The following is a 15,948-nucleotide window of genomic DNA, read 5'->3' as shown; positions in this document are numbered from 1 at the left end:
CAACAAACATCGTTCTACGCAAGAGATGCGGCTGCTGCGGACTCCTCTGCTTCAATATGATTGCTGCGGACGAGCCACCCGAAGACGGGATTTGGTTTAACATGGGGTTCGGAATTGGATTTGGGGATAGACGACAAGGAATGTTCCTCCTGTCGATGTAAGGCTTGCCGCAGGGTTCCGGCCGACCAGCAGGAAGTCGACCGTACCTCCTGATTTGGCACCCGAGCTGCCTTTGACGAAGCCTATGTTTAAGGGGTATTGATACACTCTATGTACGATTTGCGTATTCCCCCACAGCCCTGGTGTGGATAAGTAAAGATTCGGCTGCGGGGTAGTGAGCTTTTCCTGACGATTAAATTTAACGAGGGTACTGCATGAGACTCAAGGAATACTCCGTATGGCATGAACGGGACTGCCCTTGGATTGACGGGAAATTCCATGCTGATTGACGTTACCGCAGGTAGCATGAGGTGAAAGCGCTACCTTAACATCAAGTCCGCACGCCCTCCGGAAGGCACTTTCATGCCTCTAGCCGGGGGCGGCCATCGGCTTGGCCAAGCTTAGGTCGTTACTAACAAATCCTTGGTCTCCTGAGAGATCACCTGCTGCATACTGGACTTGATAATGGCGCAGCCGGCGGTCAGATGCTCCATCGAGACGGTCAGCGGAGGCATGATCTTCAGCACACAATCTCCTCTGCCGGCTCTTTCAATGATGAGCCCGTTCTCGAAGCTGATATCCGTCACCCGCTTCGCCCCGGCTTCATCCATGAACCCCGAGACGTCAATGCCCCAGATCAGGCCGATTCCGCGGATGGCGATGGACGGATGCAGAGGCTTGATTTCTTGATCAAGGAACGAGCGCACATATTCTTCCTTCTGCTTCACCTGAGCTTCCAGTTCGGTTCTGTCCCGGAACTCGAGAGCAGCCTTCGCGGCCACAAAAGCCAGCTGGTTGCCGCGGAAGGTGCCGTTGTGCTCGCCCGGCGTCCAGATATCCAGTTCGGGCTTCAGCAGCAGGAGGGACATCGGCAGGCCGTACCCGCTGATCGACTTTGACAGGGTAATGAGATCCGGCTCGATCCCCGCACGTTCGAAGGAGAAGAATTCGCCTGTCCGGCCGCATCCTACTTGAATCTCGTCTGTAATGAGCAGAATATCGTGCCTGCGGCAAAGCTGCTGCAGCTCACGTAGCCACTGCGCGTCGACAACGTGAATTCCGCCTTCGGCTTGTACCGTTTCAAGCAGGATCGCGGCTGGCTTGTCGATTCCGGAGTGCGAATCAGTCAGGATATTCTCGATATAGCCGAGCGTATCCATTTCTGCGAAAGCCCCGCTCGGGTGCGGCATGAACGTAACTCCGTCCAGAGGAAGCCCCGCCCCTTCTCTCATGGACTTGGAGCTTGTCGCCGACAGACTGCCGAGCGACATGCCGTGGAAGCCACCCATGAATGCGAATATTCCACTTCTCTTCTTCGCCTTGCGTGCGAGCTTCAGGGCCGCTTCCACCGCATTTGTCCCTGTTGGACCGCAGAATTGAAGCTTGTAATTCAGCTTCTTCGGCTCCAGGATCCGCTCGGAGAAGCTCTGGATGAATTCACGCTTGGCCATTGTATACATATCCAGACCGTGCATAATCCGGTCGGAGGTCAAGTAATCGAGAACCCGGTCTTTAATATAATCGTTGTTATGGCCGTAATTGAGTGCCCCGGCACCTGCAAAGAAATCAATATATGCTCTTCCGTCCTCAGAATATAAAAGGTCTCCCTTGGCCCGGTCGAATACCACCGGAAAGCTTCTGCAGTAAGATCTTACGTTGGATTCCAGCTTTTCAAAAATGCTCACTCACTTCATCCTCCATCGGAATTGGGATAAGGTTGGCTCCATCTTTCTGAACCTTCCTTTCTGAACCTTCTGACGTCATGGAGCAACATATTCTAGGCTGTCATTTTCCACAATTGTTGGTCCCCACATGCCGGCTTGTTGGTTAGCCAGTATACTGGTCTCTCGCACACAGCTTGGATGGGTATAAAAAACCCTACAATTCCATTTATTAGAATAATAGGGAATAAGACCTAGGTTGAATTATATCAAAATTTACAAGAATGTATAGTGAAATTTTTGTTAAATATAGTCATTATATTGTTAAATTTGGTTTATAAAACATATTGTGTTAACATTCTTCGTTAAAAAAAGTGAATGGAGAAGAAACGTTGGGAATGACTTGACATCAATCGAGGAATTCGACGAGTGTTGACATTCAGTCACTTAACAGGTAAATTTGGTATATATTCCCTTTAAATATTCTTTGCCGGTGTTCCGATTCCTTGTACTTTGTAATTTTGAACATGATTACCTGACCAATTTCTGTTGATTTTCGTTCAATGACTGACCGCAATCTACAATGCACAAACACAAATAAGGTGGTTCTAATATTCAGAACCACCCTCCTGAAACATCAAAAAAGTCCTGATGACTTAGAGTCATCAGGAACATTATTTTGTTTATACTTTATTAGTTTACTGAACTGAATCTTTTGATCAACCCGTTGTCCATATCATCGGACAATAGTTCGTGTAGTTCCATACTTTTGTTAATGGTTCTACACTTATTTATCATTGGACAATAAACTAATTTGTACAGAATACCTTACTCAACAGTTACACTTTTCGCCAGGTTACGTGGTTTATCTACATCATGACCCAGTGCCAGGGAAGCATAGTATGCCAGCAATTGCAGCGCAACTACAGACAAAGCAGGGCTAAGCAGTGGCAGCGTCTTAGGAATCGCAAACGCTTGGTCTACGGATTTCAGCAATGGTGCTACGTGCTCTTCATACGTAATTGCCAATACATCTGCGCCACGTGCTTTTACTTCCTTAATGTTGCTCACTGTTTTCTCAAGTACGTTCTCCTGCGTTGCCAGGGCAATAACAGGGATACCGTCTTCGATCAATGCAAGCGTACCATGTTTCAACTCACCAGCAGCATACGCCTCGGAGTGAATATAGGAGATCTCTTTCAGCTTCAAAGATCCTTCTTGAGCTACTGCATAGTCAAGACCACGGCCAATAAAGAAGAGATGTTCATGTTTGGAGATTTGCTCTGCATATCCTTTGATTGCTTCCGCTTGCTCCAACATGGATTCCACTTGCTCAGGCAATGCTTGCATCGCTGCCAGCGTGTGTTCAATCTCTTCTGCAGATTGAGTACCACGAACTTGTGCAAGGTACAGACCCAGCAAGTTGAACGCAATCAACTGCGAAGTATACGCTTTGGTAGAAGCTACTGCAATTTCAGGACCTGCCAATGTTGCGATAACATCATCTGCATCACGTGCAATGGAGCTGCCCACTACGTTTGTGATTGCCAGTACATGTGCACCATTGGATTGTGCTTCACGCAATGCAGCAAGCGTATCGGCAGTTTCACCGGATTGGCTCACTACGATTACAAGTGTATCTTTGTGCACGATTGGGGAACGGTAACGGTACTCGGAAGCCACATCTGTTTCAACCGGAATACGTACCAATTGCTCAATCACTGTACGTCCAACCAGACCTGCATGGTACGCTGTACCACATGCAATGATTTGAACGTTACGAATATTTTTAATTTGTTCTTCAGTCATTTTCAACTCAGGAAGTTGAACTTTTTTGCCTTCATTATCGATGCGACCCAGCATAGTATCACGATATGCTTTTGGTTGCTCATGAATTTCTTTCAGCATGAAGTGCTCGAATCCGCCTTTTTCTGCGGTTACAGCATCCCAATCGACACGAATCATTTCCCGAGAAATAAAGTTGCCTTCAATCGTCATCAGTTCGACAGCATCATGTGTCAATACCGCCATTTCACCATCATTCAGAATGTACACATTACGTGTATGCTCCAGAATTGCCGGGATGTCGGAACCAATGAAGTTCTCGCCTTCACCAATACCAATAATCAATGGGCTTGCTTGACGCACTGCTACGAGTTTCTCTGGCTCATGCTCTGTCAATACACCCAGTGCAAATGCGCCACGTAACAACGTGATCACTTTTTGTACTGTTTTGACGATATCACCATTGTATTCACGTGCGATCAGGTGAGAGATAACCTCAGTATCTGTCTCGGAAGTGAACGTGTGACCTTGAGCCATCAATTCGTCCTTCAGATCCAAGTAGTTCTCAATAATACCGTTATGCACTACAGAGAACTTCTGGCTTCCATCTGTGTGTGGATGAGAGTTCTCATCCGATGGTTTACCATGAGTTGCCCAACGTGTGTGTCCGATTCCGGCATTACCTACCAGTGGTGCACCATCCAGCTTGGCTTCAAGGTTCGCAAGACGACCAAGAGCTTTCGTGATTTGCAGACCTTCCGGTGTGAATACTGCGATACCTGCAGAATCATAACCACGATACTCGAGTTTCTTCAATCCTTCGACCAATACCGATTGAGTGTTCTTATTACCAATATATCCAACAATACCGCACATAATTTATTTCCTCCGTTTGTATATGAATACTGTGTCACGAAGAGAAACAGGCAGAGGCGGCACATCGGAAAAATGAGTGATTGCCTAGCGTTTCATGAATACTTGGTACTTATTCAATTATCAATGATCAGAGCGACCTCGTGTCGCCCCGCTGTCATCATAAGCTGTAATGAATGCAATCATGAATGTACATCATTTTCCCGTCCGCGTACTGTTTACGTCTTCACGCACATTCATTTGAATTTTAGTTTAACTCTTGCACCTGCACCGGCGCGTTGTGTGGACAGTCACCTATCCATTTTCCGCAATCCGGTTTACGGCTCTGGTGCTTCACCGGGAGGTCCCCGCCGAACAATCCGAACACCTCCACCTCGTCAGCTTGATTGCCGTTGATCTTAATCAGCCGTTCTTCAACCTAGAAGAAATCCTGATCAACATCATCCCGCGCAACTCCAAGCTCTGGCGCTTGTGTAACTGTAACCTTACGTTCCTCACTTTCTGTGTCTGAATGACGACTCCACTCATTATATGCACGTCAGGTCCATTTTGCAATGGAGCAAAGTACCTGTGACAATTTTAGCATATTTACCTACAATCCCGACCGGATAAACGGACCTATGGTCTCATCAGGCCGGGACGCAGGAATATCCATGCATAAGTCCTAAATCATGTTATATTAAGCCTCGTTCTACACAACAATTCCCTTAAGAAAGCAGTATGCAGAAGGTTTCTCTTACATCTTCCAGTCCTATACCAGTTCTTTTTGCACTACATCTGCGATTTGAGACACAAATTGTTCAAGTTCAGCTTTATCTGGTCCTTCCGCCATAACACGGATCAGAGATTCAGTACCTGAAGCACGAACGAGTACACGTCCATTATCCCCGAGTTGTTGTTCTACTGTAGCAATAGCTTGCTCGATTGCAGCATTGCCCTCGTATTTGCTCTTATCTTCAACACGCACATTCACCAATACTTGTGGGTACTGGGTCATTAATGCTTTTAGTTCACTCAGTTTTTTACCTGAAGCCTTGAGCGTATCCACGAGTTGAATCGCAGTCAGCATACCGTCTCCAGTTGTATTGTAATCCAAGAAAATAACATGGCCAGATTGCTCTCCACCCAAGTTGTAACCGCCGCGACGCATTTCCTCCATCACATAACGGTCACCTACTGCCGTTTTAGCTGTTTTCAGTGCAAGTTTCTCTGTTGCTTTGTAGAATCCGATGTTACTCATAACAGTTGATACAACGGTACTGTCCTTCAACTTGCCTGCACGATTCATCGCATCACCGCAGATACACAGAATGAAGTCTCCATCCACCTCAGCGCCTGTCTCATCAATAGCAATCAGACGATCCGCATCCCCGTCAAAAGCAAGACCCAGATCTGCTTTATGTTTGAGCACTTCTTGTTTCAGGTTCTCTGGATGAGTTGATCCACATTGCTCATTAATATTCAGGCCGTTAGGCTCAGCGCCAATGGCAATGACTTCTGCACCAAGTTCACTGAACAATTTTGGTGCCAGCTCATAAGCTGCTCCGTTTGCACAGTCCAAAACAATTTTAAGTCCAGAGAACGATTCATTTACAGTCGTTTTCAAGAAATCAAGGTAACGATAACGGGATTCTTCATCTGTCGTTACAGTACCCAGCCCGCCACCAACTGGCCTTGGCAATTGATCTGTCTCCGCATCCATCAGCTCTTCAATCCGGTTCTCTGTTTCATCAGACAGCTTGAAGCCATCTCCACCAAAGAACTTGATTCCGTTATCCTCAACCGGATTGTGGGAAGCCGAGATCATCACGCCCGCGTCAGCTTTCAACAAACGTGCAATGTACGCCACTCCCGGAGTGGATACAACGCCCAGACGAATCACATCAGCGCCAATGGACAACAGACCTGCAACCAGTGCGGATTCCAACATCAATCCCGAGATACGAGTATCCATGCCGATAACCACTTTTGGTCTTTCCACACCGCCTGCAAGCACGTAACCACCACAACGTCCAATGCTGTAAGCCAGCTCTGCCGTTAACTCTTTATTGGCAACCCCTCTTACACCGTCTGTACCAAAATATTTCCCCATGATTTAACTCCTTCTATTCGCATCATATACGAGCACTATTATTATTTTTTGAGAATTTTAAATTAGAACGTTTACGGATTCGCGCCACTTTTACTGCCAGTACCGCTGTTACTATTATTTAAATTACCTCGACTGCTTGTGCTCCCCTGTTGGCCCTGATCCTGAGTATCCGTATTCGATTCCGTTTCTTCTTCATCAGGAACAGGCTCCGTTTCCCCGTTTTCGACCTCGGCTGGTGAAGGGTCAGGTGCTACCGTTCCCTCGTCCGTCGGTTCTTCGCCAGGAGTGGTCGTGGTGTCTTCAGCCTTTTCACTAATTTTGACCGTCGCACTCAATGCAGTGGATGATTCATCCAGTTTGGCATAACGGGGCAGGTCGGCTTCAAGCTTGATCTCATGCGTTCCGACCGCAAGTCCAGCAAGATCCCCGGTTAACGTGAGATCATCACTACTCAGACCCTCAAGCATACTTGCTGAGCCTGTAAGTGTAAGGTTCAGTCCGCCGCTTCGAGGCGTAACCAGCGTCCCTTCCAGTCCATTCCCCGCACCGGTAAGTGTGATGGGGACGTTCGGAAAGACTTTGGTTGTCTCCTCTGCCTCGTCAAATGGTGATATGGTTACCTTGATCTGAATCGAACTAGGCTCGATTTTCTCAAAACCGGAAGGCGGCGTCAAGTCCACGTTAACTGTCGATGTACCCGACTGATCAAACTGTGTAAGATCAAGGGTTACTTGGTCGTAGGACTGTATACCTGCAAGCGCATCCTCTGATCCATAAACCGAGACTTCTTTCACGCTTGGCTCTACCGTGGAGAGTACCAGGCCTTCCGGAAGCTGTCCCGAATATTTGATTCTTAAGGGTACAGATGTATAGGGCTGATTGACCGGAACTCGGACTTCAACCGTTTGAGGCGTTATAATCGCATTTTCAAGGACCTTGCCTTCAGCATCGTATGCTTGAAGTTTCACTTTTTTCTGTATGACATCTTCCTTGGCATCTTTCACGCTCACACTGCCCTGGACCTTCGCTACAGCCTCGAGTTGTCCTTCGGGCAGAGTTACCTTAACCGGCGTCGAAGGTTCAATTACGGGCGTTCCAGCGCTGTATCCGGCGGATGGTTCCCCTTCGGGTACAATATTCACATTGAAGGATTTGGTGCCCAATTTTTCTACATTCACCGTAACCATGGAAGGTTCCATGCTGACCACTTCTACCCCGGAAGGCAAATCAGGTACAAGTGGCAGTGTATTGGACCCATCTTTCACCTGACTCAGATCGACCAGTACCTTGTAATCGTCATTCGTAAAAATCGATGTTAGCATCGAGCGCTGTCCTTTGATCTCCAGCCGGACCTCATCCGTACTTAATGAAGTGAGCACATAGCTGTTGCTGTCTAATCCATAAGGTTGAACAGGCACCGTGCGTTCCACAACCTTGTTGGTTGTCCCTGTTGTAATCGTAGGGGTGGTTGGTACTTCATCCAGATGAATCATGAACCAGAGCAGCAGGCTCACCGCAAGCGCAAGTATTTTGGCAAAGTTATTATTGTTAAACCACTTATCCATTGTTACGTCCTCCCTTCCGTTTCCAGAAGGTTGTCCAGCCATTCTTTTTCAGATTGGATGTAGGGCGCAACTCCTCATACAGTTTGGCAATCAGCGATTCTTCCTTAATATCACGAACGACCTGTCCATTCATTGCCAGTGACACTTGTCCAGTCTCCTCGGAGACAACCAAACAGATCGCATCTGCAACTTCGGTAATCCCGATTGCTGCACGGTGACGTGTTCCCAATTCCTTACTGATAAAAGGATTCTCTGATAATGGCAAATAACAAGCTGCCGCCGAAATCTGTTTTCCCTGTATAATAACGGCTCCATCATGGAGCGGTGTATTTGGAATAAAGATGTTAATCATCAGCTCCGAGCTGACCAGAGAGTGCATCTTAATGCCCGATTCCGTGTAATCGTTCAGACCTGTTTCACGTTCAAATACGACCAAAGCGCCAATTTTACGCCGTGACAAATAATTAACTGACTTAATAATCTCACCAATTAACACGGTTAGTTCTTCATCACTCGCTGCCGCTGAACGTCCAAACAGCTTACCGCGTCCCAATTGCTCCAGACCACGACGTAGTTCCGGCTGAAAGATAATGAAGACCGCAACGACACCAAACGTAAACATCTGGTTCATTAACCATTTGAGCGTATACAGGTTTAGCCACGTACTTAATGCCCAGATAAGCACAAGGAACAGAATCCCTTTCAGGAGCTGAACCGCACGTGTCCCCCGCACAAGCAAAATCAGTTTGTACATAATATAGGTAACGATCAATATATCGATAACGTCCTTAATGGACTCAGTCCACGTTAAGTCAGCAAAATAATTCATAAGCCAGCCCCCGCTATCCCCATTGATGAGTAAACCCTGATCTCATATTAACCCATTAGGATTTTATATAATCCTTTGTCTCCGCATTTTTGCATCATTCGATTTGTGCAAAATGCTTATCTATATGTAGTAGTATGTTCTCTTTAGTATCTAGGTTATAACGTTAACGTTCAGGTTGCAAGTTACGGCAGTCTCAAACTGCACATAAACATCACATTTACCATGAATTACAAAGTTTGCGTATAAAAAAAGAGTACCCCATGCAATCTGGAGGTACCCTGCTTGGTATATACCATTGAAGATTTTACCCTGTTCTAGCGATAAGCCACTTCATTTACCATATTGGTTATTTTGTACCAGAACCAGTCCAGCGCCTGATCAATACTTTTCACCTGACCTGAAATATGCGCCGTTGAAGCCTGAAACAGTTGTCCGTCGATAACCGTCAGATTGCCGTTCACATCACCATATACTTGTGCGGTTCCATTTTCTATCGTAAGATCGCCAGCAATTGACTTACCTTCAGGAACAATAACCGTGTTACCCTGAATCACGATCTGGTCCAGATTATTTCCCTTAACAACCATTTCGTTATTCTGATTCCAGAAATTCAAGGCGCTAAAGAGCATCACGACCAAAAAGAAGGCTGCCGCCGTCAGCGCGGGATGTCCTTTGACCCATTTGAGCCATGCTTGCTGTCTCTTGGGCTGGGGCAGAGCATTCATAATTCGATTGGTCAGCTCATCAGAGGCAGACGGTGAATAGTGTTTCATGGCAAAGAGTAACATTTCCGTCTGTTCCAACTCTTTAAAGCGCATGCGACAATCCGGACAGATCACAAGGTGACTTTTCAGTTCAACCTTCTGGGCCGGGGACAACGACTCATCCAAACATTCATGCATTAAAGAGACGGCCGAGTTGCAATCCATATGAGAGCCAATCCTTTCTTAAATCACTTAGTCCATGTGCCATTAAAAAGCGCGCATAAGACTTGCATACATTACATACGCATCCGTTTCGGATATGTTTCAAATAATTTCGCCCATATTTAAAGGCGTTTAACATTTATAACTTATACTCCAATTTTTTACGTAGAAAATCACGGCCCCGATGAACGCGTGTCTTGATCGTTGTTACGGGCATACCTGTCACATCACTGATTTCCTGTAGCGACAAGTCCTGTAAATATCTCAGAATCATAACGGACTTATACTTGGCTGGCAAACTGTCAATGGCCTCACGAATGAGTGTCTGCGTTTCTGACAGGAGCGCTTCACTCTCCGGTGTACGATCATCACTCGGGAGCATCGCATAACCATCAGATCCTTCCTGATCATTCAGTTCAGCATCCAATGAGTATGAAGGTTTCTTCCTGCGCAGTCGGTCAATACAAAGATTCGTTGCGATCCGGTAGATCCAGGTTGAGAACTTCTGGTTCGGATCGTACTTCTCCATATTACGAAACACACGCAAAAACGTCTCCTGCACAACGTCTTCAGCTTCATGACGATTGTTCAGCATCCGGTATGCCAAATGAAATAGCTTGTCCTTATATAGTTCAACGATTTCTGCAAAGGCTCTCTGGTCGCCCTTGAGCACCAGTTTAATAAGCCTGTTCTCCAAATTGTCCACCCTTATTCCCCCAGACATGCTGATGGGTCTTCCGTCTTCTGATACCCGTCCACACTTGTAATTCACCAATCAAATCGTAAATCAACTTTGGTCAAAAATCAAGACTGTATGACAAATATCCGCTAAAAACAGTAAAAACGGGAACTCCCTCAGGAGTCCCGTTTCATCTCTCACTCCGTAGAGCAGAGAATGGAGCTTTTTAGTTAACAAAGTAATGGGTACTTTGTTACATATAATTATTCAAATGCAGCAGTTCAATAATCAACCTGTATTACGCAGTCCTGCAGCGATGCCATTGATTGTCAGCAACACTTCTCTGAGCAGTTCCGTATCATCCTCACCACGTTCACGCATATCTCTGAGCTCGCTCAGAAGTTGAACTTGCATGTAGGACAACGGATCTACATAAGGGTTACGAAGGCGAATGGATTCTTGAATAACCGGTACATCATCCAGAATTTCAGCTTCTCCGGTAATTTTCAGAATCAGCTCTTTTGTGAGCTTGAATTCGGCTTCAATCTGACCGTAGATGCGATCACGGGCTTCCTTGTTCGAAGTCATGGCTGAATATTCTTTGGCAATGACCAGATCTGCCTTGGCTACAGCCATCTGTACCGTATCAATTAATGTGCGGAAGAATGGGAAGCTTGCATACATTTCTTTCAGGACAACCAGATTTTCCTCTTTATCCTGATAGTAACTTTGCAATCCTGTTCCTGCCGCATACCATGCCGGAAGCAGATATCGACTTTGAGTCCAGGCGAATACCCAAGGGATCGCTCTCAGATCTTCAAACTTATCACTATTTTTACGCTTGGATGGACGGGAACCAATATTCAGCTCACCAACCTCCGGAAGCGGCGTTGATTCTTTGAAGAAGGTGAAGAAGTCTGGATCACGGAAAATCAGATCCTGATATTTCGTCAGAGATACTTCCGAAATCTCTTTGATGATGCTGTCCCAATGACGTTCGGATGCTGACTCTTGCGGCTCAAGCCCATTAAGTGCTGCTGTGATTAGAGCCGAAGTTGCCTGCTCCAGACTGCGGTATGCAATCCCCTGAAGGGAATAACGGGAAGAAATAACCTCTCCCTGCTCCGTAATCTTGATCCCCCCACCAATCGTATGTGGTGGTTGAGCAAGAATACTGCGGTTGAGTGGCATGCCGCCACGTCCAAGAGCCCCGCCACGTCCATGGAAGAACTTCAGCTTAACGCCGTGTTCATTCCCTACAGCCGTGATGGCATTCATCGCTACGCGCAGTTCCCAGTTGGCTGTAACCACGCCGCCATCCTTGTTACTATCTGAATAACCAAGCATGATTTCATGCAGTTCATTCCGTCCTTTTACGCTTGCGCGGTATACAGGAAGGTTGAACAGCTTCTGCATAATGTCCGAAGCCGCATGTAGATCATCAATCGTTTCAAACAGCGGCACCGCTTGGAGTGTAGATACAACGTCACCGTTGTGACCTTTGGTGAATAAGCCCACTTCCTTGGCAAATACCATAACCTCCAGCAAATCACTTGCGCCCTGCGTCATACTGATCAGGTAACTTGTGATACAGCCGTTCCCAAATTCGTTCTGGGCACGCTTAATGGTACGGAAGACATCCAGACACTCTTTGGTTCCCTCCGTGTATTGGTGATAAGGAGAAGTAAGCGGACGTGGATCATCCAGCAAACGAGCAAGCAGATCGATTTTACCGTCTTCAGTTAGACGCGCATAATCCTCTACAATGTTCATTTTCGCCAAAATCTCCGACATCGCATTTTCATGTTCCTTACTGTGCTGACGCACATCCAATGCTGCGGTATGGAAACCAAACAACTCGACTTGACGAATCATTTTGCGAATGGTCGTATCTGCTACGTAATCGGCAAAATGATGGCGCAGACTTCGATCAATAATCATCAGTTCATCAATCAAATCCTGTGCGCTATGATAACGGTCAGGCTGACCTAATTTGTTTTCATCCAGTACATTGTTCAGCTTGGCAATCATATAGGCCAATTTGATGCGGTATGGCTCTTTTTCATTCCGCCAGATATCCACTTTTTTCAATGTAACAGAATTACGGTCCTGCTCAATCGACTGCACCAGCTCATCCGATACATGAATGATGTTTGTGCTGAAGCTGAGATGGCCCATAAGTTCAATCATAATCCGTTGATATTCTCGCAAAGCGAGCTTGCGTTGCATCAACAGCGTCTGCCATGTTACATCTGAAGTTACCGAAGGATTTCCATCCCGGTCTCCACCGATCCAGGAACCGAACCGCAAATACGTCGGCACATGCCAGTCATGGTCAGGATAAAATTTGTTCAGGCAGCGTTCCAGCTCCTGATATACATCCGGAAGTACGTGGAATAACGTTTCATGAAAGTAATACATCCCGTTCCGCACTTCATCGAGTACAGTCGGTTTGCGGTCGCGAAGTTCATCTGTCTGCCAGAGCGTAATAACTTCGTTCAGCAGCTTCTCCCGCAACTGTTCACGTTCACGCAACGTCAGCGTAGGATTATCAAGTGACATGACATCTTCGGATATCCGTTTATGGATGTCCAGAATAACCCGGCGCATAGCTTCGGTTGGGTGAGCTGTCATAACAAGTTCCAACGACAAATCGTCAAGAATCTCTTCCACCTCTGTATGAGACAGTCCACGCTCCTTAAGATCCTGTACTGCTTTCTCAATCGATCCTGGCTGCACAGCGTTCCCAGCAGAACGTTCATAATCCCGTTTACGCCGGATCCGATGGTTTTGTTCAGCAATATTAACTAATTGAAAATAAATAGCGAAAGCCCGAATAACCTGGTGACGATTGTCCGAGTCTAATTCCTGGATCATCGTTTTGAACTCTGCATAGAGTTCTGGCAGAAATTCTGCACGCAACGATTTGCTCGTTTCCCGAATCTTCTCAACGATATCTAGAAGCTCCGTGCCGCCTTGATGGACAAGAACTTCTCCGAGTATATTGCCCAGGAACCGCACGTCTCGCCGAAGCAGGTTGTTGGATTGGCTTTTGCTGGCGGTTACCATAGTTTCAGTCATGCTTATCCTCCCATCTGATCGTTCCATTCGTACACGTAAATTTGACACCTTCATAACATCATACAATAAAATGGTACGAAAATCTTTATTTTTCTACTAGAAAAAATGGGGATTATCCCCGATTTACAGCACAAAAACACGCTTTTTTATTCATTTTCTTGTTCTGCTTCAATTAATGGTCATATACTGTCGCATGATACCTTTTTCACGTACTTTAGATAAATCAAAAGTCTCATACCTATTCTTAAAAACTCATAAATATACAGTTCTTTTAGATATGATCCCATGTACCTGATATTAAGGTAAAACGCATAATTTCATTGTTTGAGAACAGATGATATACAAAGAAACATGACCGGCAAAGCAAGCTTTTGTATACTTTACCACAGTGACGCAATAAATTAAAGATGTAATTACAAATTTCTTCCCACTACAAGTCTGCTTATTAGGGGAGGTTCTTATGTATGTTCCTAACCTACTGTAAACGTAGGGATATCTTAACAGACCATTTCTACATATTGTTCTTAGCTTTTTGGGCAGATTAATCTATAGCTCTTACTAAAAAGGAGGAATCCAAATGATGAAGAAAGGTACAACAATTATTGCTTCCGTGCTTCTGGTGGCCGCGATGGCTGGCCCTGCTGCTGCTGATGGTCAAATGTCCAAAGGAATGGATACCAACACCAACGGATCACGTGTCCGGTCTTATCAGGACACCAACTACATGGATCGCGCAAACACCAACCTGAATATGGATGGAAACTACCGCAACAATGGTGACTATCGTACCAACAGTGTTCGTGCTAATGCCACGACAACCAACCGTGACAACGGCATGGATTGGGGCTGGCTCGGTTTGCTAGGGTTGCTTGGTTTAGCTGGCATGCGTAAAAGAGTCACTGATCATAACGAACGTTAAAATTGTACTCACGTCACTATAGAATAGCTGCTACGTCTTAGAAGCAGCTCATCCACAGAGATAAACAGAAGAGCGAAGACCCCTTTACTATTGAAATAGGGAGGTCTTCGCTCTTTTTTAAATAAACCTGTACTGTTCTTTACATAAAATATTATATAAAATAACTGCTAATTCTTACGTTAATAAAAATAAAAGAGCCTCTGCATCTGCAAAGGCTCTTTTATTATGTCCTGTAAGCGGGTGATGGGAATCGAACCCACGCTATTAGCTTGGAAGGCTAAAGTTCTACCATTGAACTACACCCGCATAAACAAAAAAATCGGGATGACACGATTTGAACATGCGACCCCCTGGTCCCAAACCAGGTGCTCTACCAAGCTGAGCTACATCCCGATACTAAAAAAATAATGGCGCGCCCTGAGAGATTCGAACTCCCGGCCTTTTGATTCGTAGTCAAACGCTCTATCCAGCTGAGCTAAGGGCGCAAAATATTGGAGCGGAAGACGGGAATCGAACCCGCGACCCTCGCCTTGGCAAGGCGATGCTCTACCGCTGAGCCACTTCCGCAAATAAAGGATGCGCGTGGAGGGACTTGAACCCCCACGTCAAAGACGCTAGATCCTAAGTCTAGTGCGTCTGCCAATTCCGCCACACGCGCATATGATGGTGAGTCATGAAGGGCTCGAACCTTCGACACCCTGATTAAAAGTCAGGTGCTCTACCAACTGAGCTAATGACTCATACTAAAATGGCTGGGGATATAGGATTTGAACCTATGCATGACGGAGTCAAAGTCCGTTGCCTTACCGCTTGGCTAATCCCCAATAAAAATATGGTGGAGGCTGAGGGGATCGAACCCCCGACCCTCTGCTTGTAAGGCAGATGCTCTCCCAGCTGAGCTAAGCCTCCAACTATATGACCCGTAGGGGATTCGAACCCCTGTTACCTCCGTGAAAGGGAGGTGTCTTAACCCCTTGACCAACGGGCCCCATTTCCAAAGCTCTCAACCGGGATCGAACCGGTGACCTCATCCTTACCATGGATGCACTCTACCTACTGAGCTATGAGAGCAAATGGCTCCCCGAACAGGGCTCGAACCTGTGACAACTCGATTAACAGTCGAGTGCTCTACCAACTGAGCTATCAGGGAATAATATGCATTTGCAGTGCAAATGCAATTCATCGTACAACGTCCACATGCAGAGCCTGTTTTCTATGTATGATGAAAGAGTTCGCTTGGCGGCATCCTACTCTCCCAGGACCCTGCGGTCCAAGTACCATCGGCGCTAGAGGGCTTAACGGTCGTGTTCGGGATGGGTACGTGTGGAACCCCTCCGCCATCGCCACCAAACGCGATTTATCGAAGCATAGCTTCTTAA

At 46.2% G+C, this 15,948-nt stretch carries 10 protein-coding genes, 11 tRNA genes and 1 rRNA gene; 1 reads left to right on the top strand and 21 read right to left on the bottom strand.

What is annotated here, in order from left to right; translation table 11 throughout:
* Positions 1–14: 14 nt before the first annotated feature.
* From ACDJ59_RS29805 to ppc, 9 genes are all read right to left on the bottom strand, one after another.
* The gene (locus tag ACDJ59_RS29805; RefSeq protein ID WP_413407112.1) at positions 15–137 is read right to left on the bottom strand and encodes a hypothetical protein; all 123 of its coding nucleotides are present in this window, start codon (positions 135–137) and stop codon (positions 15–17) included.
* A 423-nt stretch (positions 138–560) separates the two neighbouring features.
* Positions 561–1,844, bottom strand: a complete 1,284-nt coding sequence (ectB, locus tag ACDJ59_RS29800) for a diaminobutyrate--2-oxoglutarate transaminase (protein WP_413407111.1) — start codon at positions 1,842–1,844, stop codon at positions 561–563.
* 804 nt (positions 1,845–2,648) lie between these two features.
* Positions 2,649–4,481: a glutamine--fructose-6-phosphate transaminase (isomerizing) gene (gene glmS / locus ACDJ59_RS29795; protein ID WP_036668148.1), complete on the bottom strand. Its 1,833-nt coding sequence runs from the start codon at positions 4,479–4,481 to the stop codon at positions 2,649–2,651.
* Positions 4,482–5,229: 748 nt separating this feature from the next.
* Positions 5,230–6,570, bottom strand: coding sequence for a phosphoglucosamine mutase (gene glmM / locus ACDJ59_RS29790; RefSeq protein ID WP_413407110.1), 1,341 nt, complete (start codon positions 6,568–6,570; stop codon positions 5,230–5,232).
* Positions 6,571–6,641: 71 nt separating this feature from the next.
* Positions 6,642–8,135, bottom strand: a complete 1,494-nt coding sequence (locus ACDJ59_RS29785; protein ID WP_413407109.1) for a YbbR-like domain-containing protein — start codon at positions 8,133–8,135, stop codon at positions 6,642–6,644.
* Positions 8,128–8,964: a diadenylate cyclase CdaA gene (cdaA, locus tag ACDJ59_RS29780; protein WP_017692119.1), complete on the bottom strand. Its 837-nt coding sequence runs from the start codon at positions 8,962–8,964 to the stop codon at positions 8,128–8,130. The genes ACDJ59_RS29785 and cdaA overlap by 8 nt, the downstream gene beginning before the upstream one ends.
* A gap of 314 nt (positions 8,965–9,278) precedes the next feature.
* On the bottom strand, positions 9,279–9,893 hold the full coding sequence (locus ACDJ59_RS29775; RefSeq protein ID WP_036614042.1) for a zf-HC2 domain-containing protein: 615 nt from the start codon (positions 9,891–9,893) through the stop codon (positions 9,279–9,281).
* 136 nt (positions 9,894–10,029) lie between these two features.
* The gene (sigW, locus tag ACDJ59_RS29770) at positions 10,030–10,596 is read right to left on the bottom strand and encodes an RNA polymerase sigma factor SigW (protein ID WP_036614044.1); all 567 of its coding nucleotides are present in this window, start codon (positions 10,594–10,596) and stop codon (positions 10,030–10,032) included.
* Positions 10,597–10,857: 261 nt separating this feature from the next.
* A complete protein-coding gene (ppc, locus tag ACDJ59_RS29765) occupies positions 10,858–13,650 on the bottom strand; it encodes a phosphoenolpyruvate carboxylase (protein WP_413407108.1) in 2,793 nt (930 codons plus the stop codon).
* A gap of 577 nt (positions 13,651–14,227) precedes the next feature.
* On the opposite strand from ppc, the gene ACDJ59_RS29760 reads away from it, so the two are divergent.
* Positions 14,228–14,569: a WGxxGxxG family protein gene (locus ACDJ59_RS29760; RefSeq protein WP_413407107.1), complete on the top strand. Its 342-nt coding sequence runs from the start codon at positions 14,228–14,230 to the stop codon at positions 14,567–14,569.
* Positions 14,570–14,804: 235 nt separating this feature from the next.
* Here the strand turns inward: ACDJ59_RS29760 and ACDJ59_RS29755 are convergent.
* The 12 genes from ACDJ59_RS29755 to rrf all read right to left on the bottom strand — a co-directional run bounded on the left by ACDJ59_RS29755 (position 14,805) and on the right by rrf (position 15,920).
* A tRNA-Gly gene (locus tag ACDJ59_RS29755) sits at positions 14,805–14,875 on the bottom strand.
* Positions 14,876–14,888: 13 nt separating this feature from the next.
* A tRNA-Pro gene (locus ACDJ59_RS29750) sits at positions 14,889–14,962 on the bottom strand.
* A 15-nt stretch (positions 14,963–14,977) separates the two neighbouring features.
* Positions 14,978–15,054 (bottom strand) — tRNA-Arg (locus ACDJ59_RS29745).
* Positions 15,055–15,061: 7 nt separating this feature from the next.
* A tRNA-Gly gene (locus ACDJ59_RS29740) sits at positions 15,062–15,136 on the bottom strand.
* Between the two features lie 10 nt (positions 15,137–15,146).
* Positions 15,147–15,227, bottom strand: a tRNA-Leu gene (locus tag ACDJ59_RS29735).
* Positions 15,228–15,233: 6 nt separating this feature from the next.
* A tRNA-Lys gene (locus ACDJ59_RS29730) sits at positions 15,234–15,309 on the bottom strand.
* Between the two features lie 9 nt (positions 15,310–15,318).
* Positions 15,319–15,393, bottom strand: a tRNA-Gln gene (locus ACDJ59_RS29725).
* Positions 15,394–15,402: 9 nt separating this feature from the next.
* A tRNA-Val gene (locus tag ACDJ59_RS29720) sits at positions 15,403–15,478 on the bottom strand.
* Positions 15,479–15,485: 7 nt separating this feature from the next.
* Positions 15,486–15,557, bottom strand: a tRNA-Glu gene (locus tag ACDJ59_RS29715).
* 10 nt (positions 15,558–15,567) lie between these two features.
* A tRNA-Thr gene (locus ACDJ59_RS29710) sits at positions 15,568–15,640 on the bottom strand.
* A gap of 3 nt (positions 15,641–15,643) precedes the next feature.
* A tRNA-Asn gene (locus ACDJ59_RS29705) sits at positions 15,644–15,719 on the bottom strand.
* Between the two features lie 84 nt (positions 15,720–15,803).
* Positions 15,804–15,920, bottom strand: a 5S ribosomal RNA gene (rrf, locus tag ACDJ59_RS29700).
* Positions 15,921–15,948: the final 28 nt, after the last annotated feature.

It is taken from the genome of Paenibacillus amylolyticus, from assembly GCF_047302515.1.
Taxonomy (GTDB): domain Bacteria; phylum Bacillota; class Bacilli; order Paenibacillales; family Paenibacillaceae; genus Paenibacillus; species Paenibacillus amylolyticus_G.
The sequence above is the reverse complement of the archived record's forward strand: the minus strand, read 5'-3'. Positions and strand labels throughout refer to the sequence as shown.